Here is a 21975-nt window from a genome sequence, read left to right on the forward strand (position 1 = left end):
ACCGCGTAGATCGGTTGATTAATTTAAGCGCAGAGTGTCAGCAGGGCCTTGGCCACTTCGCTGGAGCTGCCTGGGTTTTGCCCAGTCACCAGCAAACCGTCGACAATGACGAAGGATTGCCAGTCGGCGCCCTTCTCATACAGGCCGCCCAATTTACGGAATTCATCTTCAATCAGGAACGGCACGACCTCGGTCAACTGCACAGCGGCCTCTTCCGAATTGGAGAACCCGGTGACGCGGCGGCCCTTGATCAACGGCTCACCGTTAACTGCCTTGACGTGACGCAAGGCACCCGGTGCATGGCACACAAAGCCAACGGGCTTGCCGGCCCGCTCGAAAGCTTCGATCAGCGCGATGGACACCGGCGACTCCGCCAGGTCCCACAGCGGACCGTGGCCGCCTGGGTAGAACACGGTGTCGAAGTCGGCGGCATTGACCGAGTCCAGCTTCACGGTGGTCGCCAGGGCTTGCTGCGCAGCCGGGTCTTTGCCGAAGCGCTCGGTCTGCTCGGTTTGCGCATCCGGTTCATCGCTCTTGGGGTCCAACGGCGGCTGGCCGCCGGCCGGAGAAGCCAGCACCACTTCGGCGCCAGCGTCCTTGAACGCGTAATAAGGTGCGGCGAATTCTTCGAGCCAGAAGCCGGTCTTGCGCCCGGTATCGCCAAGCTGGTCGTGAGAGGTCAGTACCATTAATACTTTCATTTTCCAGTGCCTCGATCGATGTGAATAACAGGGTTTTCAGGGCTGCCCAACAACTGTTGGGTCAGCAGCAGCGCCTCGGTGAACGGCGCGGTGGTACGGGTGATCTTGCCCATGACGCTGGTTCCCAACCATAGCGCATACAAACGCCTGGCCAGGCTTTCGGGGGCCTGCTCGAACCTGAGCGAGCCGTCTTCGACGCCGCGTTGAAGGGCCACGGCAAGCAAGTCGATGGTGCGCGAAGTACCGCGTTGCAGCGCCAGCCGCATGGGTTCTGACAGATCGGAGACCTCCGCCCCAAGCTTCACGGCCAGGCATTTGCCGGCGTCGGTGCAGCCGGTGTGGTTGTCGATCCAGCCTTGCCAATAACGCATCAGCTTGGCGTGGTGGGTCAATCCCGGCTGATCGAACAGCTGCTGCATGCCCTCGACGTAGTGGTCGAAATAGGTATCGAGTAACACCACGCCAAAGGCATCTTTGGAGTTGAAGTAGTGATAAAACGAACCCTTGGGCACTTGCGCCGCTTGAAGGATCTCGTTCAAGCCCACCGCCGAAAACCCCTTGGCCCCGACAATGGATTGCGCCCGTTCAAGAATCGCTTGCCGCGCACTGCTGCTTGCGTTGCTCATGCTTGCCCCTCTGCGATTAGACCAGTCGTCTAGTGCGTTGGGCTCATGTTAGGCAGCGCGGCATTCGCTCACAATGTCATATCCGCAAGGATTCCGGACACGCACGAAAGTCGGTTGCCGTTTGCCCGGCACACGCCGACAATCGCCTCTCCCCTGCCCCTTGGAGAGATGCAATGCACAGCGTTGCGCTGATGGTTTACCCGAATTTCCAGTCGTTGAGCCTCAGCCTGGGCTCGGTGTTCGAGTGTGCCAACCTGCTGCGCGGCGAGCCGGCCTATGAGTTTCACCTGGTGTCGGAAAGCGGCGGCGCCGTGATGACCTCCCAGGGCTTTTCGGTGAACACCAGCGCGCTGCGCCCAGAGGGCTATGACACCTTGATTGTCAGCGGCTACCTGGAGTTTCGCCTGCCGGAAGCCAACCTGCTGGAACTGGTCAAGGCCGCGTCCGCGCAGTCGCGCCGGGTGGCGTCGTTATGCATGGGTATCTTTGTGCTGGCCGAGGCTGGCCTGCTGGCTGGCAAGCGCACCACCACCCACTGGATCCACGCACCCGCGTTTCGCAAGCGTTACCCGGATATTCGCCTGGAAGAAGATAAGTTGTTCATTGTCGACGGCCAGGTGTGGACCGGTGCGGGCATGAGTGCCGGGGTCGACCTGGCGCTGGCGATGGTGGAGGACGACCTGGGCAGCGACCTGGCCCGTCGCATCGCACGCAAACTGGTGATTGCCCAGCGCCGTGGCAGCGAGCAGTCGCAACTGTCCGCCTTGTTGGAGCTGGACCCCAAGTCCGACCGCGTGCAGCTGGCCCTGGCCTATGCCCGTGAAAACCTCACCCATGATTTGTCGGTGGACGCACTGGCCGACGTCGCCCGGCTCAGCCCACGCCAGTTCAGCCGGGTGTTTCGCGAAGAAACCGGGCAGACCCCGGCCAAGGCCATTGAGGCCCTGCGGGTGGAAGCTGCGCGGGCAATGATGGAAACCAGCCGCCACCCGGTGGAAGTGGTGGCGCGCGAAACCGGGTTTGGTGATCGCGAGCGCATGCGCCAGGCGTTCCTCAGGGCCTTCGGGCAGCCGCCCCAGGCGATGCAGCAGGTGCTGTTCAACCCGGGCTAGGCCCGTGACGGCCTGACAGCCGACTCCTATCTACCTGAAGTGCCATGATCCAAATGTGGGAGCTGGCTTGCCTGCGATGGCGGCCTACCAGCCGACACTTACCTACCTGACACCCCGCGATCAAACTGTGTGCGGGCTTGCTCGCGAAGGCGGCCTGACAGTCGACACAGTTGGATTGCGTACATATCCATTCCTGCGGTAACGGCCACTTAGGGTTCCGCCCTGACGGCGGGTCACTTTGGAAAAGCCCCAAAGTAACCAAAGGGCTCTTGCCCCACCACTCGGCACCTCGCTTAGGCTCGGTGTGCCCGTAATCCGCCAGGGATTTGGGGGGCCGCCGCCACGCGCCATCCATGGCGCGGGGCGGCTAAACCGGCATCCCTGCCGGTTTACCCCCCAAATCCCTGTCGAATTCCGGCCAGCGTGGTTTGACGGGGCGCTTAAGATCAAGGTCAAAAGCAGATCAAGAGCAGATCAAGAGCAGATCAAGAGCAGATCAAGAGCAGATCAAGAGCAGATCAAGAGCAGATCAAGAGCAGATCAAGAGCAAGATCACGAGCGGCTCGCTTCGCATCGTGGTTACGGGGTTGATCGCCACAGCCTTGTTCAGATATCTATGCTCATCGAGAGAAAGCCCCAACCCCTCAATGCAACGAAGCCCGGGTAATCAGGTAGCTCACCAACTGCGGCTCATCGTCCAGTTCAATGCTCTGCACCGGACGCGGCAAGTTATCCAGTACGGTGCGCCAGAACGCCTGGGAAACCTCGTCCTGATCATAGAAACGCACCAACCAATTGGCCGAGCCGCTGCACAGCACCTGGCTGGCGATGGCGCGGCCGATGCCTTTGCGGCGGTAGCGCTTGAGGATGAACAGGTCAGCCAGTTCCAGGGCGTCGATGCCCGGCAGTTCGCTGCTTTCGATCAACAGGAAACCGGCGATATAGCCGTCTACCAGCAACAGGTTGGCGCTCCATTGCGGGTCGCTCCAGTAGCGGGCCAGGTATTCGTCATGGATGTAGTAACGCCCATCGGCCTCGACATCTTCCTGTTCCCAGTCCGAAGACTCATAGGCGTAGTACTGGTAAAGATTGCGGATCAGTTCAGCTTCTTCAGGGCCGGTCTCGATCAATTCGACGGTGGTTTCAGGCATGGGGCTCTCGGTGGAAAAACGCAGGGCGCCATTGTTCACAAAAGTGCTACCCACGCCAATGGCCTGGCGAATCCTTTCTATTAGCTGAACCGATTGCAAATAGCGGTTGCCCTGGCCGAAATCCTGAAACATTTAGAATAAACTTCGCCGGTTTCCCCCTTTGCTCAAGGACACGTATTTTGACCAACGTCTGTACCGCCGGCCTGGATGTGGGCTTTGCCTCCCTGGATTACCTGCAAATCTTCATCCTTGGGGTGATCCAGGGCATTACTGAATTGCTGCCGGTGTCGTCCACCGCCCATATGCGCGTTGTGCCCGCCCTGCTCGGCTGGCAAGACCCCGGCTCGGCGTTTTCCGCGGCCATGCAATTGGCGGCGCTGGCGGCGGTAGTCAGCTATTTCTGGCGCGATGTGCGTCAGGTCACCACCGGCAGCATCAGTGCGGTGCGCCGGGGCGACTACAACGACCGCTGGTTCAAGCTCGCCGTTGCGATTGTGCTGGCAACCGTACCGATTGGCATCGCCGGCCTGGCGTTGTCGTCGACCTTGAATGCGTGCAACTCACCCTTGCGCGGGCTGATGGTGATCGGCATTTCCTGCGTGGTGATGGCGGTGCTGCTGGCAGTGGCCGAACTGCGTGCCCGGCATACACGCGACGTGAGCCAAATGCGCTTGCGCGATGCCTTGATTGTGGGAGTTGCGCAGATTGGCGCGTTGATACCGGGCGTATCGCGTTCGGGCTCCACGTTGACCGCAGCGCTGTTCCTGAACTTCAAACGCGAAGAGGCAGCGCGGTTTTCCTTCCTGCTGGGCTTGCCGGCCATCGCCCTGGCCGGCTTGAAAGAGTTGTGGGTGCTGCTGCGCGCCGACCTGCCCGCCCACGCCTGGCCGCACTTGATCTTTGGCTTGGTGGTGGCGAGCATCTCGGCGTTCTTTGCCATCTGGGGCCTGATGAAATTTCTGGAGCGTTTCTCCACCTGGCCGTTCGTGATCTACCGTGCGCTGCTGGGGGTGTTTTTGATCGTGGCCATCAGCACCGGCCTGCTTACCTGACCCTTGTAGGAGCGAGCTTGCTCGCGAAAAACGTCAACGATAACGCGGGCATTCTGTATGTTCGCGGTGGCCTTGGTTTTTTCGCGAGCAAGCTCGCTCCTACAGGTTATTGGCGGTCGGCCAGCGCTTCGAGCAAGTCGGCCGAGGGCACGAAGAACAGGCCGCCGGTCACGGCCGTGCTGAAGTCGAGCAAGCGGTCGTAATTGCCGGCCGGGCGGCCGACGAACATGTTTTCCAGCATCTGTTCCAGGGGCTGAGGCGAACGTGCGTAGCCGATGAAATAAGTGCCGAATTCGCCCGCGCCTGGGCGGCCAAAGGGCATGTTGTCGCGCAGGATCTTCACTTCCTCACCGCTCTCGTCGGTGATGACGGTCAGGGCGCTGTGGGAGTTGCTCGGCTTGGCGTCTTCGTCCAGTTCGATGTCCGATAATTTGGTGCGCCCGATCACCTTCTCTTGAGCCTCCACCGTCAAGCCATTCCACGCGGTCATGTCGTGCAGGTATTTCTGCACCAGCACATAGCTGCCGCCTTCGAACTCAGGGTCTTCATCGCCCACCAGGGTAAACGCCTCGGCCTTGCGCCCCACCGGGTTCTCGGTGCCGTCGACGAAACCGATGATGCTGCGCATATCGAAGTAGCGAAAGCCCTGGACCTCATCGACCACCTTTACGCTATCACCCAGGGCCGCCATCAGCTGGGTCGCCAGCTCGAAACACAGGTCCATCTGTTCGGCACGGATGTGCAGCAGGATGTCACCGGGGGTCGACACTGCCTTGCGCCCCTCCACACCGAACTCGCGAAACGGATGCAAGGCCGCCGGGCGCGGCGCGCCGAACAGGCGGTCCCAGGCATCCGAGCCAAACCCGCAAACGCAAGTCAGGTTGCCCGAGGGCACGCGCTTGCCTACCGAGCGCACCAGGCCTGCGATGTCGGCGCACCAGGCCCGCACGTTTTCAACCGCATCGGGCGCCAGGGTGGCGACCATGAAGATCGCGCTGCTGGTGATCGGGTGGCACACCGATTGTGGTTCGAGCGGGGGACGGACGGGGCAGGTTTTCATGGGCATTCCACAGGCTGAGGGCGGTGAACCCGCGCAGATTAGCAGATCATCGATGGCAACTGGCCCACACCAGGCGAATCAGGGCTTTGAGCTTGAGCGCCTCGGCCCAGCGATCGGTGAGTTCGCGGCCCTGTGCGTCGGTAATCGCATAGGGTGGCGGGCCCAACTCGCAAGTGAAGGACAAGCTCTGCGGACTGTCAGCGCGGCCCAGCCAGTGTTCGATCCCGTAGCGCCACCAGCCGGTAAACCGCTCGACCCACTGTTGGTGCTGGGGAAAATCCAGACAAACCTGCACCTGTTCGCTGCTAGCAATGCGGCCATGAAAGCCCCAGCTGTGACGCAGGATGGTGCGTATCTGTTCGTCGTCTTCCACACTGCCGGGCTCGGGCAACTCGCGGCCAACCACGTAGTGGGAAAGGTCTGCGAGCAGTTTCAGATCGGGCATCTGTGCCAGCAGGTCGAGGGTGAACAATAGGTCGTTGGTGAGCCGGTAACGGTGGGTTTCCAGCAGGATCGGGAAGTCCACCTGTTCGGCCAGGCGTTGCCAGCCGTCGATCAGCCTGGCCGCCTCGGCCTGGGTACGCGGGCGCACGTCGGCTTGCAAGGTGAGGTGGTGACAGCCGTGACGGCTGATCACCTCCAATGCCCTGGCTAGATCTTCCACCGATTGCGGGAACAGTTGCCCTTCAATCTGCAAGCCCCTGGCCGTGGCCGCCGCGTGCAGGCGCTGCACCGATGCAGGTGCCCAGTAATGGTCGGTGATGCCGTCATAACCGGCGGCGGCGATGCGGTCCAGCTGCGCTTCGAGGCTGCCGGGCTCGGTTTGCATGGCCCACATCGATTGGAATACTAACAACTGGTGCATGGTCAGCCTCGCAATAACAGCTTCAGGGATACCTCAGGGTCGGCCAGGCTGGCCGGGTTGAGCGGGATTCGGGCAGTAATCAAGTGCTCGCACAGCTTGATGTCCTTGGCTGCGCGGTTACCCAAGGCCCAACTGCAGGCGCCCTGCAAACGGTGATGGTCGTCCAGGTAGAACAGCAGCTGGCCGCCGTCTGGCAATTCCCGGCGAACCATCAGCGCCGTCATCACCCCGACGGTGTGCAAGCCCCACGCGTATTGATCGGACCAGAAACCCGGGATCGTCTCGAACGCCAACTCCTGCCCTAGCAGGTTCAACGCCGCGAGACGGCCCTGGGCTTCGGCGTTGCGCCAGGTTTCCTGGCGCTGATAAAGGCCCGCCAGGCGAAACTCGCACACATCCCCCGCCGCGTAGATATCCGCCGCACTGGTGCGCAACTGCGCGTCGACACGAATGCCCTGCCCGACTTCCAAGCCCGCCGCCGCGGCCAACTCGATGTTAGGCTGCATGCCAATGCCGACCACCACCAGGTCGCAGGGCAGCCGTTGCCCGTCGACCAGTTGCACGGCGTCGACGTGGATGCACTCCAGCGCGACGTTCAAACGCACATCCACACCCTGCTCACGGTGCAAGGCCAGCAACGCGTCACTGATCACCGGCGGCAAAACCCGCCCTGCCAACCGTGGCCCGGCTTCCAACAACGTAACCTCGCAGCCCAGGCCCCGCGCTGTCGCCGCCACCTCCAAGCCGATAAAACCACCGCCGACCACCACCAGCCTGGCGCCAGGCTTTAATTCATTGCGCAAGACCAACGCGTCATCATGGGTGCGCAGGTAAAACACGTTGGCCTGCTCTTGGGGCAAGCGTCGCGCCCGGCCTCCGGTGGCCAGCAGCAGGCCGGCATAGGTCAACCATTGGCCGTTGGCCAGTTGCAACCGGTGGTGCTGGGGCTCCAGGCGGCTGACCGGGTTGGCGGCGATATGCTCGACCCCGAGCGCCGCCAACTGCTGGCTGTCGCACAGGCTGCATTGCGCCAGGTCGCTCGAACCTTGCAGCAAGCCCTTGGACAACGGTGGCCGTTCGTAGGGCAGATGCGCTTCATCGCCGATCAGGATCAGGCGCCCGCTGTAGCCTTCTTCAGGCAGGGTCAGTGCCGCACGGCCACCGGCATGGCCGGCGCCGACGATGATCAGGGGGGCGTTCATCCTTCGGCCGTGACGGCGAGCAGCACCCGCCCCGCATCCACCCGCACGGGGTAGGTCTTGAGGTTGACGCACACCGGCGCGCCCAAGGCCTTGCCGGAGCGGTAATCAAAGCGCCCGTTGTGCTTGGGGCACTCGATCACATGGTCCATCACCAGGCCGTCGGCCAGGTGGATTTTCTCGTGGGTGCACAGGCCGGCGGTGGCGAAGAATTCGTTATCGGCTGAACGGAACACCGCATAGGTCTGCGCGCCGTGGTCGAAGCGCAGCACGTCTTCTGCTTCTATTTCGCCCACGGCGCAGACGTCGATCCATTGATCGTTCATACATTTATCTCCAATGACTGGCTCTTACTCTATGGCGAGCGAGCTTGCTCGCGCTGGGCTGCGAAGCGGCCCTGGATTCGTCTGTACGGTGTAGGTCTGAAGGGTTATTGGGGCTGCTGCGCAGCCCAGCGGGAGCAAGCTCCCTCGCCACGGGTGGGGCGTTGGACGAAATAGCCGGGGTCGCTGCGCTGGCGCCAGATCGTCGGAATGATTTCCTGGTAGGCCTGCCACAAGTTGGCATACGGCGGCGGGCAGTCGCTGCGGATCTCTTCGTGCAGTTGACTGAGCGCGTGGTAAGGCACCATCGGGTACATGTGGTGTTCGAGGTGGTAGTTCATGTTCATGTAGATAAAGCGCAGCACGCGGTTCATGTAGATGGTGCGGCAGTTACTGCGGTGGTCGAGCACATCTTCGGCCAGGCCCACGTGTTGGCTGATTCCAAACAGGTAACCGAGCCAGGCGCCATAGAGGCTGGGCAGGCCCACCAGCATCAGCGGCAACCAGCTGTGCAGGTACAGCGCGGTGCCGATGATCAGGGCGTAGAGGCCGACCCAGATACGTGCATCTCGGTACACCTTGGGCCACTCTGATTCGGGGATGAAGTCCTGCTCCTGGGCGCTCATTCGCCCGAGCGCATGGCGGGCCACGCCGCTGAAAGTCTTCCAGGCCAGAGGCAGGTTGAACAGGCTGAGGGCCATCATCCATAAGCTTGGCGGGCGCGGTTCGACGATCTCCGGGTCACGGCCGACGACGATGGTGTCGGTGTGATGACGAGCATGGCTCCAGCGCCACACGTGGGGTTCGAAGAGGCACATGAAGCTCGCCACCTGATACAGCGCATCGTTCATCCAGCGGGTCTTGAAGGCGGTTCCGTGGCCGGTTTCGTGCCAGCGCGGGTTGGAGGCCGTACCGTAGAGCACACCGTAGGCGATAAAGAATGGCACGCAGGCCCAAGTGCCCCAGAACCAGTAGCCGCCGACACCGGTGGCCAACAACGTCGAGAACCACAGGGCGGTGTCGCGCAAGGCCGGGCCGTCACGGCGTTGCATCAGGGCTTTCATGCGATTGCGCGGGATGGGCGACTGGTACCAACGGGCCGAGACCAGGCCCTTGTCGGCGGCGCGGGCCGCTTCGGGGCCGGTGAGGCTGTAGTCGCGCCGAGCGCGGTGAGCGGTGTGTCCAGGCATTGTTATTGTTCTCCGCAAGCGTGGGTTTCAGGGGCTTTGCGAAACCAACGATAGAGCGCGGTTAAATCACCCTCAAGGCCTTGAATCCATTCCCTATCAAGCTATCATCCAGGCCCAGCGGGGCTTGATAGTTTTCTATCAAGACGCTCAAGGGGCCTGCCATGCACAACAACAAACGCCCAACCATCGCCACCGTTGCCGCCCATGCGGGGCTCAGCGTAGCCACCGTCGACCGCGTGCTGAACGCCCGCGCGCCGGTCAACCCCGGCACGGCCGAACAGGTGTTCCAGGCCGCCGAAGCGGTGGGCTATTTCGCCGCACGGTTGATCGGCCAGCGCATTCGCGAACGTCGGCCCACCTACCGTTTCGGCGTGCTGTTGCTGGGCACAGCCCAAGCCTTTTATGCGCAGTTGGCCCACGCCATCAGCGAGGCAGCGCAGCATCACGCCACCGCCAACCTGAGCTGCCAGTTCGACTACATCAACGACCGCACGCCCTCCGCCATCGTCGCGCAAATCGAACAACTGGCCGTGCAGTGCGACGCCCTCGCGGTAGTCAGCTTCGCCCATCCGTTGATCAACGCCTGCCTGGCGCAGATCCGCACAGCGGGCGTGCCGGTGGTTGCCCTGCTCTCGGACATCCATGAACACGCTGCCGAACCCTATGTAGGCCAGGACAACCACGTGGTCGGGCGCACCATGGGTTGGCTGCTGGCGCGCACCTGCGGCGCACGCAAAGGCAGCGTGGGCATCCTGTTGGGCGGCCATCGTTTTCTCGGCCATCAGGCACGGGTCGAGGGCTTGCACAGCTACCTGGCCGAACACGCGCCGGGGCTCAAGCCGTTGGAGCCGCTGATCAACCTGGACAACTGCGACATCACCGAAGAAGCCACGCTCGACCTGCTCAGCCGCCATACCGATTTGCGTGGGTTATGCGTGGTGGGCGGTGGTGGCGACGGTGTGATCAACGCCCTGGCGCAACTGCCCAAGCGCCCGACGCTGTGCTGCATCCTGCAAGAGTCCACGCCCTTGTCGCGTCAGGCATTGAGCAACGGCTTGATTGATGTGGTGATGGACTCGCAGCCACGGCAGACGGCCGTGGCGCTGGTGGAGTTGCTGGTGCGCTTGCAGAGTGATGAGGGGTTTGACCCATTGAGGCACCGCGTGCATATACCGCCGCAGATAGTGACCCCGGAAAACCTGTGCAGCTGATCGGTTTGGCTTGAGGTTTCAGCGCTCACGGAAATCGGCGGCGCTCAAGCCAAATCGACTCATCTTGTTGTATAGCCCGCCCCGCGACACATCCAGTTGCTGTGCGGCCAGACGAATGTTGCCGCGGGTGCTGGTGAGCGCGGCAACGATGGCGTGCATTTCATGGCTGCTCAAATCCTGCGCGGGCTGGGGCTGGTAGGCGCGCAACGTGGTGCGTTGCGGGGTTTCCAGCGGCAAGTCGGTCGATTGAATCAGCTCGCCCATCGCCAGGTTGGTCGCCCGCTCAATGACGTTCTCCAGTTCCCGCACGTTGCCCGGCCAGCCATGGGCTGACAGCAACGCCAACGCATCCGGCGCGAAACCTTGCACCGCTTTACGTAGCGAGCGGGCACAGCGCTGCAGGAAATGCCGCGCCAGCAATGGGATATCGTCACGGCGCATACGCAGCGGCGGCACGCTCAGGTTCAGCACGTTGAGTCGGTAGTAAAGGTCTTCACGAAACGCACCCTCGGCCACCGCCTGGCTCAGGTTGCGATGGGTGGCGGCGATGATGCGCACGTCGACTTGCCGCGATTGCTTGGCCCCGACGCGGGTGATTTCACCCTCCTGCAAAACCCGTAGCAGACTGACCTGGGCATCGAAGGACATGTCGCCGATTTCATCCAGGAAGATGGTGCCGCCATCCGCCAGTTCGAACTTGCCTGCCGCCCCACCCCGCGCCGAGCCGGTGAACGCGCCTTCGACGTGGCCGAACAGTTCGCTCTGCACCAGGTCCCGTGGGATCGCGCCGCAGTTGACCGCCACAAACGGGCCGTTGCAACGCTCGCTGCCGTTATGAATGGCCTGGGCAAACAGTTCCTTGCCGGTGCCGCTTTCGCCGAGGATCAAGGTGGTGGACTCGCTGCGACTGGCAATACGCCCCAGGTGCAGAGCGTCTTGTATGGCCCGCGAGGTGCCCAGGATGGTCTCGAAGGTATAGCGGGCCTGGGTTCCGATAATGCGCCGGGTAATCTCGCGGATACGGCGGTTTTCGCGCACCGACACAATCACCCCACCCTGCTCCAGTGGGCATACCGAAACCAGGCAGGCGAGTTGACTGCCGTCGTGCAAGTGGAAGGTGCAATCGCGGTCGCGCACAGGCTCACCCAGCGCGTCGCTCAATTCGCTGCGGCCCAGGCGCTGGAAAGGACTGCCGATCAACTCGCGCCCTACCCCGAACAATTGCCGCGCATAACGGTTGAGCGCCTTGATGCAGCCACGCTCATCGAGCACCACCAAGCCTTCGTTGAGCACTTCGAGTACGGCCTGTTGTTCTTCCAGTAACACCTGCAGCGCCATCTGCCGCGACACCGCTTCGGCCGCCGCTTGAACGGTGCCCAGGGTATGAAAATGAAACCAGCCGGGCTCGGCGGTCAGGGTGAGCATGGCCAGGGTCTGGCCTTGGGCATCTTTGATCGGCGCGGCGGCGCAGTGCATGTGGCGCTGGCGCAGGCCGCTGGCGAAATTTTCTTCAGCCAGCACATACACCAGGCGATCTTCGGCCAGGGCCAGGCCGGTGCAGTTGGTGCCTTGCACCGATTCGAGCAAGCGACTGCCCACCGGGGTGATGTCCAGCCCGCAAAAATACAGAGTCGTGCCCTCGGCATCCGTGAGGTTGATATGCCCCCGCGGGTTGTAAGCCAGCAATCCATGCATGACCTGCGCGGCGGCGGCGATCAGGGCGCGATGGTGGGCCAGGGTCGCCGCCAGCGCATGAGGCGCAACAAAGCGGTAGTCGCTGTTACCGGGCTCGATACCCGCCTCGACACTGCGTCGCCAGGAATCCCAGATGACTTGGCGTACGCCGTCGGGACGCACGACTTGGCCAGCCAGGCATTGGCGCCACGCCTGTTCCAACGCGGCAATGGGCCCGTCGTTCAGCGCGGCAGGCCCCAGGTTCGTGAGGTATTCGAGGTCTTGCACACTGAACGCCTGGGTCATTGCGGTTATCCATGTTCATATTTTCGACATGTCAGTATAGACATGTCACAAACATGAACACTTTTTGTTTAATTAAAATAATAACCCCATATAAATCAGCCAGTTATAAATTGGCACAGGCCTTGCTCCTGCCCCAATGTCACCCAGGACGGTCCTGGGGGCCCACAACAACAAGAGGGGTCGTTTCATGAGTACACAGAACATCCGCCTGGGCTTGATCGGTGCCGGCCGCATGGGCAGCTTCCATGGCCTTACCGCCGCACGCCACATCCCCGGTGCCTGCCTCGCCGCCATCGCCGATCCCGTCCCAGGCCAGGCCGCTCGCCTGGCAGCAGAACTGGGGGTGGACAAGGCCTACACCGACCCGCAACAGCTGCTGGACGACCCGGACATCGACGGCGTGCTCATCGCCGCCCCTGCCCGTAGCCACACGGAGCTGGTGATCAACGCCGCACGCGCCGGCAAGGGTATCTTCTGCGAAAAGCCCATGGCGATTACCCTGGACGAAGCCGACCGCGCCATCGCCGCCGCTGCCGATGCACGGGTGCCCTTGCAGGTCGGCTTCAATCGGCGCTTCGCCAAGAGCTTTCGCACGGCGCACCTCGACGTCGTCGCCGGACGTATTGGCACGCCGCAGCTGCTACGCTCGCTGACCCGCGACCCGGCGCTGAACAACCCGGCCAACTCACCGCAATGGGTGATCTTCCTCGAAACCCTGATCCACGACTTCGACACCTTGCGCTACCTCAACCCTGGGGCCGAAGTGGTACAGGTGCAGGTGATGGCCGACGCACTGATTGCCCCGCAATTCAAAAGCCAAGGTTTGCTCGACACCGCCGTGGTCACCCTGCGCTTTGACAACGGCGCCATTGCCACCGCCGAAGCCAGCTTCCAGGCCGTGTATGGCTACGACGTGCGCGGCGAAGTGTTCGGCAGCAAGGGCATGCTGAGCATGGGCAGCCTTAACGACTGCGACCTGGTGCGCTACCTGGCCGAGGGCATCCAGGCAGACACCCAGCGGATGGACACCGACCTGCTGCGCGACGCCTACATTGCCGAGCTCAACCACTTTGTCGACTGCCTGCGCAGCGGCGCCAAGCCCCTGGCCAGCGGTGAAGATGCGCGCGCAGCCCTGGCAATTGCCCGTGCCTGCATTGAGTCGTACCAAACCGGCAAGGCCGTGGCCGTTCAAGGAGCCCGCTGATGATGCCGTTCAAATTGGCCGTCAGTGCCGAAATGGTGTTTCTCGACCTGCCCTTCATCGAACGGGTCAAACGTATTCATGCCTTGGGCTTCAGCGCCGAAATCTGGAGTTGGGCCGACAAGGACATCAATGCCTTGGCGGCGACCGGCGCGGACTTCACCTCGATGACCGGCTACCTCACCGGCACCCTCACCGAGCCCGACGGCATCCGCCAATTGCTCGACAGCGCCCGTGAGTCCCTGGGCATTGCCGAGCGCCTCAATTGTCCCAGCCTCAATCTGCATGGCACGGGCCTGGGTGAAGGCGGCCTGCCCGTGCAGCCCGTCAGCCACACCACCGGGCGCATGTGGCTGAGTGCTTGCAAGAGCCTGGAAAAAATCGCGCGCCTGGGAGAAGACGCCGGCCGCGTATTCCTGCTGGAAAACCTCAACACCGCCGTCGATCACCCAGGTACACCGCTCGCACGTGCCGACGACACCCTGGCCCTGATCGAAGCCGTCGGCAGCCCGCATTTGAAGATGAACCTGGACCTGTACCACGCGCAGATTGGCGAAGGTAACCTGATCGAATTGATCCAGCGCGCTGGCAGCGCCATCGGCGAAATCCAGGTCGCTGATGTGCCTGGACGCAAGGAGCCCGGCACGGGCGAAATCCACTACCCGGCCATTGCCCGGGCCTTGCACGCCATGGGTTACACCGGTGTGGTCGGCCTGGAGGGCTGGGCCAGCGGCGACAGCGAGTCGGCCCTGGAGCGTTTCCGTCAGGCATTCACCCTATAACAATAAAAGGAACAGCCTCATGCACCGTTATTCATTACTAGTGGCCGCGCTGTTGTTGGTGTTCAGCCAGTGGACCTTCGCTGCCTATCGCATCGGCGTGAGCATTGCCCGGGTGGACGATAACTTCATGACCTATGTGCGCACCGGCCTGGAGGCGGCAGCCAAACACCAGGACGTGCAGATCCAATTCGAAGACGCCCAGGGCGATGTAGTGCGCCAGCTCAATCAGGTCGAAGGCTTTCTCAACCAGAAGGTCGATGCGGTGATCGTGCTGCCGGTCGACACCGCCGCCACCGCCAACATCACCCGCGCAGCCGTGGCGGCGAAGACGCCGCTGGTGTACGTCAACCGCCACCCGGATGAGCGCACGCTGCCTGAGGGCGTGGTCACCGTGGCCTCCAACGACATCGAAGCGGGGCAATTGCAGATGCGTTACCTCGCCCAAAAACTGGGTGGCAAAGGCAACGTGGCGATCGTCATGGGCGACCTTGCGCAGAACGCCACCCATGCCCGCACCGAGGGGGTCAAACAGGTGCTCAAGGACTTTCCTGGGATCAAGATCGTCGAGCAACAAAGCGCCGAATGGCAGCGCAGCAAGGGGATGGACCTGACCAGCAACTGGTTGCTGGCCGGCACCCCGTTCAATGCCATTGTCGCCAACAACGATGAAATGGCGATTGGCGCGGCCATGGCCTTGCAGCAAGCGGGCAAGGCCAAGGGCGAGATTGCGATTGTCGGCATCGACGGCTTGCCCGATGGCCTGGCAGCGATCAAGCGCGGGCTGCTGGCGGGCTCAGTGTTCCAGGACCCCAAGGCCCAGGCTGCCCAGGCCGTGCAAGCGGCGGTGCGGATGATCAAGGGCGAGCAAGTTGACGCGCAGGTGTGGGTGCCTTTCGAGCTGATCACGCCTGAGCAGGTGGGGGTGTTTGAGCAGCGCTACAAATAACTCGAACAATCAGCTGGATACTATCGAAGGCAGAAGCGGCAACTGTGGCGAGGGAGCTTGCTCCCGCTGGACTGCGTAGCAGTCCCAGCCTTTTTAAACAAAGAGCGGGGCCGCTTCGCGCCCCAGCGGGAGCAAGCTCCCTCGCCACGTGGTTATCGTATCAATCCAGGTCACTTGCATCATGGCGCTCGGGCAACTGATCATCCCCCGACACCCGGTTCACCCGCCGCCCACGCTGCACCGCCGGCCGCGCATCAATCGCATCCGCCCAGCGCATCACATGCTTGTATTCATGCACCGACAAAAACTCTGCCGCACCATACAAACGGCCTTTGACCAACCCACCGTACCAAGGCCATATGGCGATATCGGCAATGGTGTATTCATCCCCGGCGATGTATTGGCTGACCGCCAGGCGCTTATCCAGCACATCCAGTTGGCGCTTGGTCTCCATGGCGAAGCGGTTGATCGGGTATTCCATCTTGCTCGGCGCATAGGCATAGAAATGCCCAAAGCCGCCCCCCAGGTAAGGCGCGCTGCCCATCTGCCAGAACAGCCACGACAGGCATTCAGCCCGTGCGGCGGGCTCCGTGGGCAGGAACGCACCGAACTTCTCGGCCAGGTACTGCAAAATCGCGCCTGATTCGAACACGCGAATCGGTGTGGCGCCGCTGTGGTCCATCAGCGCCGGAATCTTCGAGTTCGGGTTCACCGCCACAAAGCCACTGCCGAACTGGTCGCCGTCGCCGATCTTGATCAGCCAGGCGTCGTATTCCGCGCCGCTGTGCCCCAGCGCCAGCAGCTCTTCCAGCAGGATCGTGACCTTCTGCCCATTGGGCGTGGCCAGGGAGTATAACTGCAGCGGGTGCTTGCCCACCGGCAGCGGCTTTTCGTGAGTGGCGCCGGCGATGGGCCGGTTGATGCTGGCGAAGGTGCCGCCGCTTTCGGTGTCCCAGGTCCAGACTTTGGCAGGTACGTACTCGGTCATAATCAATGCTCCAGAGGCGCTTGCGATCAACTAAGCGCTCCAGACTAAACCAAAGGTCGATGATTCGTCACACCTATCAGCATGGAAGATCCGGCATGAATGATCGACTCGACGACCTCCTCGCCGACCACTTGCACGTACTGTTCTGCGGCATCAACCCTGGCAAGGGCTCGGCAGCCCTCGGCCTGCATTTTGCCAATCGCAGCAATCGTTTCTGGCGCACCATGCACCTGGCCGGTTTCACGCCCAATGAAATTCGCCCGCAAGACGGCGCCACCTTGCTGCACTACGGTTGCGGATTGACCACTTTGGTGGCACGGCCAACGGCCAGTGCAGGCGAGTTGGCGCGGCATGAGTTCCAGGACGCGGCTGCGGCGCTCGAACATAAAGTTCGCCGCCATGCCCCGCGTTTCGTCGCGTTCCTCGGCAAGCCCGGCTATAGCGCACTGACCGGCCAGCGCGAGGTCGCCTGGGGTTTGCAAGCGCAGCTACTGGGCGACGCCTGGGTATGGGTGCTGCCCAACCCCAGCGGGCGCAACCTGGCGTTCAGCCTGGATCAATTGGTGCAGGCGTATCGGCTGCTGCACAACGCCGTTGCGCAATCCAGGCCCGCGCCCTTAATCTCGTGAGCCCAACACCCTGTAAGCAATGGAGGCTGCATGAAACTGGTCGGAATGCTGGACTCGCCCTACGTACGCCGCGTGGCTGTTTCCCTGGAGTTATACGGGGTGGACTTTGTGCATGAACCGCTGTCGGTGTTCAGCACTTACGCTGAATTTGCCCAGATCAACCCGGTAGTCAAGGCCCCTTCCCTGGTGCTGGACGATGGGACGATGCTGATGGATTCGAGCCTGATCCTCGATTACCTGGAAGCGCTGGCGCCGGCTGACAAAAAGCTGCTGCCCCAACAACCGGCGGCACGCGCCCGCGACCTGCAACTGCTTGGGCTCGCGCTGGCGGCCTGTGAAAAAAGCGTGCAGATCGTCTATGAACACAACCTGCGCCCCGCTGAAAAATTGCATGCGCCTTGGCTTGAGCGCGTTACCGGGCAATTGCTGGCGGCCTATACGTTGCTGGACAAGCAACTGGCGGGCAACGAGGCGCTGACCCAGGCCTCCCTCACCGCAGCGGTCGCCTGGTCGTTCAGCCAGTTCACCGTGGCCTCGGTGGTGAAGGCCGATGCGTTCCCCAACCTCAAGCGCCATGCCGAACGCCTGGAGCAGCACCCGGCGTTCAAGCGTTACCCCATCGAATGAACTTGCCCTAATGTGTAGGAGCGAGCTTGCTCGCGAAAAACTCATAGACGCCGCGTTTACTCAGGCTACACGCGTTATCGTTGACGTTTTTCGCGAGCAAGCTCGCTCCTACAGGGAGCCCTGTTGGTGTCGCTACACCCACCCGCCGTCGACGATAAAGTTCTGCGCCGAGCACATCGCCGAGGCATCCGAGGCCAAAAACAGCGCCATGTTGGCGATGTGTTCCGGCATCACGCTGCCGGGCAGGCACTGACTGCGGGCGATGAGCTCCTTGGCGGCGTCGTCGACCCACATGGCCAGTTGTTTTTCGGTCATCACCCAACCCGGCACCAAGGTGTTGACGCGGATATGGTTGGGCCCCAGTTCACGCGCCAGGGCCCGGGTCATGCCGTGGGCGGCAGCCTTGCTGGCGGCGTATACGGGGTAGCCGGCCGAGGCCATCATCCAGCCCACCGAGCCCAGGTTGATGATCGAGCCGCTACCAGCCTCCTTCATCATGGGCACCACCGCCTTGGCGGCAAAGAAGGCGTGCTTGAGGTTGACCGCAATCAGTTGGTCGAACATGTGCGAGTCGATTTCTTCCAGGCTGTGGCGCACATCGTTCGCCGCATTGTTGACCAGTACCGTGATCGGCCCCAGGGAGTGCTCGAAACGCCCGATCGCCGCACGGTAGCCGATCTCGTCGGTGATATCGCAGCACTCGAACTCGACACTCTGGCCTTTGGAGTTGAGCAGCGCCGCCAAGCGTTCACCCTGGCTCTGTGCACGGTCCACAAACGCCACCTTGGCACCCTGCGCGGCGAAGGCCCGCACCATGAACTCGCCAATCCCCGAAGCCCCGCCGGAAACCAGCACGGTTTTGTCCTTGAGGTCGGGATAAATCGCTTGCTGGGTAGTCATAACAATGAGTGCTCCGCTTAATTAGTCTTATTTTATTTTGCAAGAACGGCGTTAAAGGCTATAAATCTGCTGTCATATCGACAAAATATCTCAAATTAGTAGAACTATTCCAGCAAAACAACAAAAGGAAGTTCGACCATGAAGCACCCTCGATACCTGCTGTCCGGCCTCGCGCTGTCTATGCTGATCGCCAGCGGCGGCGCGCACGCAGCCGGCCTTAGCAGCGAACACAAACCCTTCGGTAAAACCAACGATGGCACCGCCGTCGAACAGTACGTGTTGCGCAACAGCCACGGCATGCAAGCCACGGTGATCACTTACGGCGGTGTGCTGCAGTCGCTCAAGGTGCCGGACAAACACGGCAAGCTCGACGACGTGGTGCTGGGCTTCGACGACGTGCAAGGCTATCAAGGCGGTACCGCGTTTTTCGGCGCCACCATCGGCCGCTTCGGCAATCGCCTGGCCGGCGGCGCCTTCGAACTCGACGGCAAACGCTACCAGGTGCCGCTCAACGACGGCCCCAATTCATTGCATGGCGGCGCCCAGGGCTTCGACAAGCAGGTGTGGCAAGCCAAATCGGTCAAGGACAAAGACTCGGTGGGGGTCACCCTCACCTACCTGTCCAAGGACGGGGAAATGGGCTTTCCGGGCAACTTGAAGACCGAGGTCACCTACCGCCTCAACGACAACAACGAACTGCACATCGACTACACCGCCACCACCGACAAACCGACGGTGCTCAACCTCACCAACCACAGCTACTTCAACCTGGCCGGCGCGGGCAACGGCGACATTCTCAAGCAGGTCGCCACCTTGCACGCCAGCCACTACACACCGGTGAATGCCACCTTGATTCCCACCGGCGAACTGGCGCCGGTCAAGGGCACGCCAATGGATTTCCTGAAACCGACCGCCATCGGCCAGCACATCAAGGACGACCATCCGCAGCTCAAATTCGCCGAGCCCAAGCAAGGTGGCTTCGACTTCAACTGGGCGCTGGATACCAAAGGGGACGTCAAGCAGTTGGCCGCCGAGGTGCATGATCCTGAATCAGGACGGCGTTTGCAGCTCTACACCACAGAGCCTGGCGTACAGTTTTATACCAGCAACTTCCTCGACGGTTCGGTGAAGGGCAAAGGCGGCAAGACCTATCAGCATTGGAGTGGGTTTACTTTGGAGACCCAGCATTTTCCGGATGCGCCTAACCAGCCGAGCTTTGCCTCGACCCGCTTGAATCCTGGGCAGACTTACACCCAACACACTATTTTCAAGTTCACCGCTGATTAAATTGTGGGAGCTGGCTTGCCTGCGATAGCGGTGGCACAGGCTACACAATTATTGCCTGAACCAACGCTATCGCAGGCAAGCCAGCTCCCACATTGGTTTTTCACAGCGCCTGGGCTCAGCGTTGTTTCATGCGGTCGATGACCACGGCCAACAGCAGGATCGAACCACGGATCACATACTGGTAGAAGGTATCGATGTTCTTCAGGTTCATCGCATTCTCGATGATCGCCAGAATCAACACCCCGGCAATCACATGGCGGATCATGCCGATACCGCCGCTCAGCGACACCCCACCCAGCACGCAGGCCGAGATCACCGTCAGCTCGAAGCCCTGGCCGATCATCGGCTGGCCGGAGGTCATGCGTGAAGCCAGGATCACTCCCGCCAGCGCGCCAATCAGGCCGTGCACGGCAAAGATCAGGATCTTGGTGCGGTCAACGTTCACGCCCGCCAGCAGCGCCGCCTCCGGGTTACCGCCGATGGCCATGGTGTTGCGCCCATAGGTGGTGTAGTTGAGCAGCCAGCCGAAGAACAGGAAGCAGACAATGGTGATCAGGATCGGCACCGGCACACCAAACAATTGGCCGTTGCCGAACACGAAGAATTGCTCCTGGGACACGCCTACCGCCTTGCCGTCGGCAAAGATGTAAGCCAGGCCGCGCACGATTTGCATGGTCGCCAGCGTAGTGATCAAGGCGTTGACCCGCAGCTTGGCGATCACAATGCCATTGATCAGCCCCACCATCAGGCCCATCAGCAGCGCTGCGCCAATGCCCAGGATCACGCTGTCGGTATCGCGCATTACAATCGCCGCAACTACCCCGGCGCAGGCGATCACCGAGCCTACCGACAGGTCGAAGTGCCCCGAGGCCAGGCAGAACAGCATGGTGCACGCGGCAATACCGACAGTCGAAATCGCCAGGCCCAAGCCGCGCATGTTGAGCGGAGAGAGGAAGTTATCGATCAGCAGCGCGCACAGTACGAAGATGCCCACCGCCGCCAAGAGCATCGCCCAGTTATCGAGCAATGCACGCATATCGAGGGGTTTGCGTGCCGAGGGCAACGCGTTGTTTTGAATGGTCATGGTCGTCTCTCAGTTCGCCAGGCCGCGTGGCAAGGCCAGTTGCAGCAGGTTGGATTCAGTCGCGTGCTCGCGCAGTTGTTCGCCGCGCAGGGCGCCTTCGCACAGCACCAGGATGCGGTCAGAGATGCCCATCACCTCCATCAGGTCGCTGGACACCACGATCACCGCAATGCCACTGGCCGCCAGGTTATGGATGATCTGGTAGATCTCCGACTTGGCGCCGATGTCGATACCGCGAGTGGGTTCGTCGAGCAGCAACACCTTCATCGGCATCGACAGCCAGCGGCCAAGAATGGCTTTCTGTTGGTTGCCGCCGGACAGGTACAGGATCTTCTGCGCCGCGTTCGGCGTTTTGACCCGCATCGCCTGGATCTGTCGGTCGGCGTTACCTTTCTCCCAGCCTTCGCGCAACAGCCAGCCAAAGGTGGAATGGGCGCCACGCGCGCTGATGTTGATGTTTTCAGCGACGCTGCCCAGCGGGATGATGCCCTCTTTCTTGCGATCCTCCGGACACAGCAATACCCCGGCGGCGATGGCGTCCCGGGGTGAGCGCAGTTGCAGCGCTTGCCCGCACAGTTCCAGGCTGCCGGCACTGGCGCGCTCTAACCCACTGAGCAAGCGAAACAGCTCGGTACGCCCCGCCCCCACCAGCCCGAACAGGCCCAGGATCTCGCCCTTGCGCACCTGGAAACTGATCGGTTCACGCAGGCCCGGGCCGAGCAAGCCGTCCACCTTGAGCGCGACTTCGCCTTGCTCGCGCGGGCGGTAATCGTAGATGTCCTGGATATCGCGACCGACCATGCAGGTCACCAACTGGTCGTGGGTCAGCGTGCTCATGTCCTCGAACGTACGCACGTAGCGACCGTCCTTGAAGACCGTCACCGCATCGCAGATACGGAACACTTCTTCCATACGGTGCGACACGTAGAGCACCACTTTGCCCTCCTCGCGCAGGCGCGTGATGATGGCCATCAAGCGGTCGATTTCCCGCGCCGAGAGGCTACTGGTCGGCTCGTCAAAGGCGATCACATGGGCGCCACGGGACAGCGCCTTGGCGATTT

The 21975-nt window shown here is 61.9% G+C and carries 22 protein-coding genes; 9 read left to right on the top strand and 13 right to left on the bottom strand.

Going from position 1 to position 21975, the window contains the following annotated elements; all coding sequences use genetic code 11:
- Positions 1-23: 23 nt before the first annotated feature.
- Both GIV26_RS19045 and GIV26_RS19050 read right to left on the bottom strand, forming a co-directional pair.
- A complete protein-coding gene (locus tag GIV26_RS19045; RefSeq protein WP_054898551.1) occupies positions 24-701 on the bottom strand; it encodes a type 1 glutamine amidotransferase domain-containing protein in 678 nt (225 codons plus the stop codon).
- Positions 698-1327 (bottom strand): TetR/AcrR family transcriptional regulator, encoded by a 630-nt coding sequence (locus GIV26_RS19050; protein WP_054898552.1) that lies wholly within the window; start codon positions 1325-1327, stop codon positions 698-700. The genes GIV26_RS19045 and GIV26_RS19050 overlap by 4 nt, the downstream gene beginning before the upstream one ends.
- Positions 1328-1500: 173 nt before the next feature.
- Here GIV26_RS19050 and GIV26_RS19055 point away from each other — a divergent pair, with 173 nt between their 5' ends.
- Positions 1501-2439 (top strand): GlxA family transcriptional regulator, encoded by a 939-nt coding sequence (locus tag GIV26_RS19055; RefSeq protein WP_034127293.1) that lies wholly within the window; start codon positions 1501-1503, stop codon positions 2437-2439.
- 644 nt (positions 2440-3083) lie between these two features.
- Here the strand turns inward: GIV26_RS19055 and GIV26_RS19060 are convergent.
- Entirely contained in the window at positions 3084-3722 is a 639-nt protein-coding gene (locus GIV26_RS19060; protein WP_236281865.1) for a GNAT family N-acetyltransferase, read from the bottom strand.
- A 47-nt stretch (positions 3723-3769) separates the two neighbouring features.
- Between GIV26_RS19060 and GIV26_RS19065 the strand changes: the two genes are divergently transcribed.
- Entirely contained in the window at positions 3770-4642 is an 873-nt protein-coding gene (locus GIV26_RS19065) for an undecaprenyl-diphosphate phosphatase (RefSeq protein WP_236281867.1), read from the top strand.
- Positions 4643-4748: 106 nt separating this feature from the next.
- Here the strand turns inward: GIV26_RS19065 and GIV26_RS19075 are convergent, their stop codons facing one another.
- The 5 genes from GIV26_RS19075 to GIV26_RS19095 all read right to left on the bottom strand — a co-directional run bounded on the left by GIV26_RS19075 (position 4749) and on the right by GIV26_RS19095 (position 9279).
- On the bottom strand, positions 4749-5702 hold the full coding sequence (locus tag GIV26_RS19075; protein WP_236281869.1) for a Dyp-type peroxidase: 954 nt from the start codon (positions 5700-5702) through the stop codon (positions 4749-4751).
- Between the two features lie 46 nt (positions 5703-5748).
- Positions 5749-6567, bottom strand: coding sequence for a sugar phosphate isomerase/epimerase family protein (locus GIV26_RS19080; protein WP_054898556.1), 819 nt, complete (start codon positions 6565-6567; stop codon positions 5749-5751).
- Positions 6568-6569: 2 nt separating this feature from the next.
- Positions 6570-7769, bottom strand: coding sequence for an NAD(P)/FAD-dependent oxidoreductase (locus GIV26_RS19085; RefSeq protein ID WP_236281871.1), 1200 nt, complete (start codon positions 7767-7769; stop codon positions 6570-6572).
- The gene (locus GIV26_RS19090) at positions 7766-8092 is read right to left on the bottom strand and encodes a MocE family 2Fe-2S type ferredoxin (protein WP_034127287.1); all 327 of its coding nucleotides are present in this window, start codon (positions 8090-8092) and stop codon (positions 7766-7768) included. Before GIV26_RS19090 ends, GIV26_RS19085 begins: the two co-directional genes overlap by 4 nt.
- 104 nt (positions 8093-8196) lie before the next feature.
- Complete coding sequence (locus GIV26_RS19095; protein WP_054898558.1) at positions 8197-9279, bottom strand: fatty acid desaturase family protein; 1083 nt, start codon at positions 9277-9279, stop codon at positions 8197-8199.
- A 161-nt stretch (positions 9280-9440) separates the two neighbouring features.
- Here GIV26_RS19095 and GIV26_RS19100 point away from each other — a divergent pair, with 161 nt between their 5' ends.
- Entirely contained in the window at positions 9441-10490 is a 1050-nt protein-coding gene (locus GIV26_RS19100; RefSeq protein ID WP_054898559.1) for a LacI family DNA-binding transcriptional regulator, read from the top strand.
- A gap of 18 nt (positions 10491-10508) precedes the next feature.
- On the opposite strand, the gene GIV26_RS19105 is transcribed toward GIV26_RS19100, so the two are convergent.
- Positions 10509-12470, bottom strand: coding sequence for a sigma-54 interaction domain-containing protein (locus GIV26_RS19105; RefSeq protein ID WP_181124181.1), 1962 nt, complete (start codon positions 12468-12470; stop codon positions 10509-10511).
- 187 nt (positions 12471-12657) lie between these two features.
- Here GIV26_RS19105 and GIV26_RS19110 point away from each other — a divergent pair, with 187 nt between their 5' ends.
- Genes GIV26_RS19110 through GIV26_RS19120 form a run of 3 tightly spaced genes read left to right on the top strand, consistent with a single transcriptional unit; the run spans position 12658 to position 15399 of the window.
- Positions 12658-13674 (top strand): Gfo/Idh/MocA family oxidoreductase, encoded by a 1017-nt coding sequence (locus GIV26_RS19110; RefSeq protein ID WP_236281872.1) that lies wholly within the window; start codon positions 12658-12660, stop codon positions 13672-13674.
- Positions 13674-14453: a TIM barrel protein gene (locus GIV26_RS19115; RefSeq protein WP_236281873.1), complete on the top strand. Its 780-nt coding sequence runs from the start codon at positions 13674-13676 to the stop codon at positions 14451-14453. Before GIV26_RS19110 ends, GIV26_RS19115 begins: the two co-directional genes overlap by 1 nt.
- 19 nt (positions 14454-14472) lie before the next feature.
- Positions 14473-15399, top strand: a complete 927-nt coding sequence (locus GIV26_RS19120; RefSeq protein WP_034127281.1) for a sugar ABC transporter substrate-binding protein — start codon at positions 14473-14475, stop codon at positions 15397-15399.
- A 160-nt stretch (positions 15400-15559) separates the two neighbouring features.
- Here GIV26_RS19120 and yghU read toward each other — a convergent pair whose 3' ends face one another.
- A complete protein-coding gene (gene yghU / locus GIV26_RS19125; protein WP_034127280.1) occupies positions 15560-16387 on the bottom strand; it encodes a glutathione-dependent disulfide-bond oxidoreductase in 828 nt (275 codons plus the stop codon).
- Between the two features lie 95 nt (positions 16388-16482).
- Between yghU and mug the strand changes: the two genes are divergently transcribed.
- The gene (mug, locus tag GIV26_RS19130; protein ID WP_236281875.1) at positions 16483-17016 is read left to right on the top strand and encodes a G/U mismatch-specific DNA glycosylase; all 534 of its coding nucleotides are present in this window, start codon (positions 16483-16485) and stop codon (positions 17014-17016) included.
- A 30-nt stretch (positions 17017-17046) separates the two neighbouring features.
- Positions 17047-17643, top strand: a complete 597-nt coding sequence (locus GIV26_RS19135; RefSeq protein ID WP_034127278.1) for a glutathione S-transferase family protein — start codon at positions 17047-17049, stop codon at positions 17641-17643.
- 132 nt (positions 17644-17775) lie between these two features.
- Here the strand turns inward: GIV26_RS19135 and GIV26_RS19140 are convergent, their stop codons facing one another.
- The gene (locus GIV26_RS19140) at positions 17776-18543 is read right to left on the bottom strand and encodes an SDR family NAD(P)-dependent oxidoreductase (RefSeq protein ID WP_072448670.1); all 768 of its coding nucleotides are present in this window, start codon (positions 18541-18543) and stop codon (positions 17776-17778) included.
- Positions 18544-18681: 138 nt separating this feature from the next.
- Here GIV26_RS19140 and GIV26_RS19145 point away from each other — a divergent pair, with 138 nt between their 5' ends.
- Positions 18682-19830: an aldose epimerase family protein gene (locus GIV26_RS19145; protein WP_057977072.1), complete on the top strand. Its 1149-nt coding sequence runs from the start codon at positions 18682-18684 to the stop codon at positions 19828-19830.
- Between the two features lie 115 nt (positions 19831-19945).
- Here the strand turns inward: GIV26_RS19145 and araH are convergent, their stop codons facing one another.
- On the bottom strand, positions 19946-20914 hold the full coding sequence (araH, locus tag GIV26_RS19150) for an L-arabinose ABC transporter permease AraH (RefSeq protein WP_236281877.1): 969 nt from the start codon (positions 20912-20914) through the stop codon (positions 19946-19948).
- A gap of 9 nt (positions 20915-20923) precedes the next feature.
- Positions 20924-21975: ATP-binding cassette domain-containing protein (locus GIV26_RS19155; RefSeq protein ID WP_236281879.1), on the bottom strand; the 1052-nt coding region annotated here is incomplete at its 5' end.

The organism is Pseudomonas sp. PA-1-3F, from assembly GCF_021609665.1.
In the GTDB taxonomy this organism is placed as follows: Bacteria; Pseudomonadota; Gammaproteobacteria; order Pseudomonadales; family Pseudomonadaceae; genus Aquipseudomonas; species Aquipseudomonas paracarnis.

What these genes read in the sequence shown, in the direction of transcription:
- GIV26_RS19045 (WP_054898551.1), bottom strand. Translation starts at nt 701, where the DNA reads ATGAAAGTATTAATGGTACTGACCTCTCACGACCAGCTTGGCGATACC.
- GIV26_RS19060 (WP_236281865.1), bottom strand. Translation starts at nt 3,722, where the DNA reads ATGTTTCAGGATTTCGGCCAGGGCAACCGCTATTTGCAATCGGTTCAG.
- GIV26_RS19050 (WP_054898552.1), bottom strand. Translation starts at nt 1,327, where the DNA reads ATGAGCAACGCAAGCAGCAGTGCGCGGCAAGCGATTCTTGAACGGGCG.
- araH (WP_236281877.1), bottom strand. Translation starts at nt 20,914, where the DNA reads ATGACCATTCAAAACAACGCGTTGCCCTCGGCACGCAAACCCCTCGAT.
- yghU (WP_034127280.1), bottom strand. Translation starts at nt 16,387, where the DNA reads ATGACCGAGTACGTACCTGCCAAAGTCTGGACCTGGGACACCGAAAGC.
- GIV26_RS19120 (WP_034127281.1), top strand. Translation starts at nt 14,473, where the DNA reads ATGCACCGTTATTCATTACTAGTGGCCGCGCTGTTGTTGGTGTTCAGC.
- GIV26_RS19080 (WP_054898556.1), bottom strand. Translation starts at nt 6,567, where the DNA reads ATGCACCAGTTGTTAGTATTCCAATCGATGTGGGCCATGCAAACCGAG.
- GIV26_RS19085 (WP_236281871.1), bottom strand. Translation starts at nt 7,769, where the DNA reads ATGAACGCCCCCCTGATCATCGTCGGCGCCGGCCATGCCGGTGGCCGT.
- mug (WP_236281875.1), top strand. Translation starts at nt 16,483, where the DNA reads ATGAATGATCGACTCGACGACCTCCTCGCCGACCACTTGCACGTACTG.
- GIV26_RS19110 (WP_236281872.1), top strand. Translation starts at nt 12,658, where the DNA reads ATGAGTACACAGAACATCCGCCTGGGCTTGATCGGTGCCGGCCGCATG.
- GIV26_RS19115 (WP_236281873.1), top strand. Translation starts at nt 13,674, where the DNA reads ATGATGCCGTTCAAATTGGCCGTCAGTGCCGAAATGGTGTTTCTCGAC.
- GIV26_RS19100 (WP_054898559.1), top strand. Translation starts at nt 9,441, where the DNA reads ATGCACAACAACAAACGCCCAACCATCGCCACCGTTGCCGCCCATGCG.
- GIV26_RS19105 (WP_181124181.1), bottom strand. Translation starts at nt 12,470, where the DNA reads ATGACCCAGGCGTTCAGTGTGCAAGACCTCGAATACCTCACGAACCTG.
- GIV26_RS19095 (WP_054898558.1), bottom strand. Translation starts at nt 9,279, where the DNA reads ATGCCTGGACACACCGCTCACCGCGCTCGGCGCGACTACAGCCTCACC.
- GIV26_RS19140 (WP_072448670.1), bottom strand. Translation starts at nt 18,543, where the DNA reads ATGACTACCCAGCAAGCGATTTATCCCGACCTCAAGGACAAAACCGTG.
- GIV26_RS19145 (WP_057977072.1), top strand. Translation starts at nt 18,682, where the DNA reads ATGAAGCACCCTCGATACCTGCTGTCCGGCCTCGCGCTGTCTATGCTG.
- GIV26_RS19075 (WP_236281869.1), bottom strand. Translation starts at nt 5,702, where the DNA reads ATGAAAACCTGCCCCGTCCGTCCCCCGCTCGAACCACAATCGGTGTGC.
- GIV26_RS19135 (WP_034127278.1), top strand. Translation starts at nt 17,047, where the DNA reads ATGAAACTGGTCGGAATGCTGGACTCGCCCTACGTACGCCGCGTGGCT.
- GIV26_RS19055 (WP_034127293.1), top strand. Translation starts at nt 1,501, where the DNA reads ATGCACAGCGTTGCGCTGATGGTTTACCCGAATTTCCAGTCGTTGAGC.
- GIV26_RS19090 (WP_034127287.1), bottom strand. Translation starts at nt 8,092, where the DNA reads ATGAACGATCAATGGATCGACGTCTGCGCCGTGGGCGAAATAGAAGCA.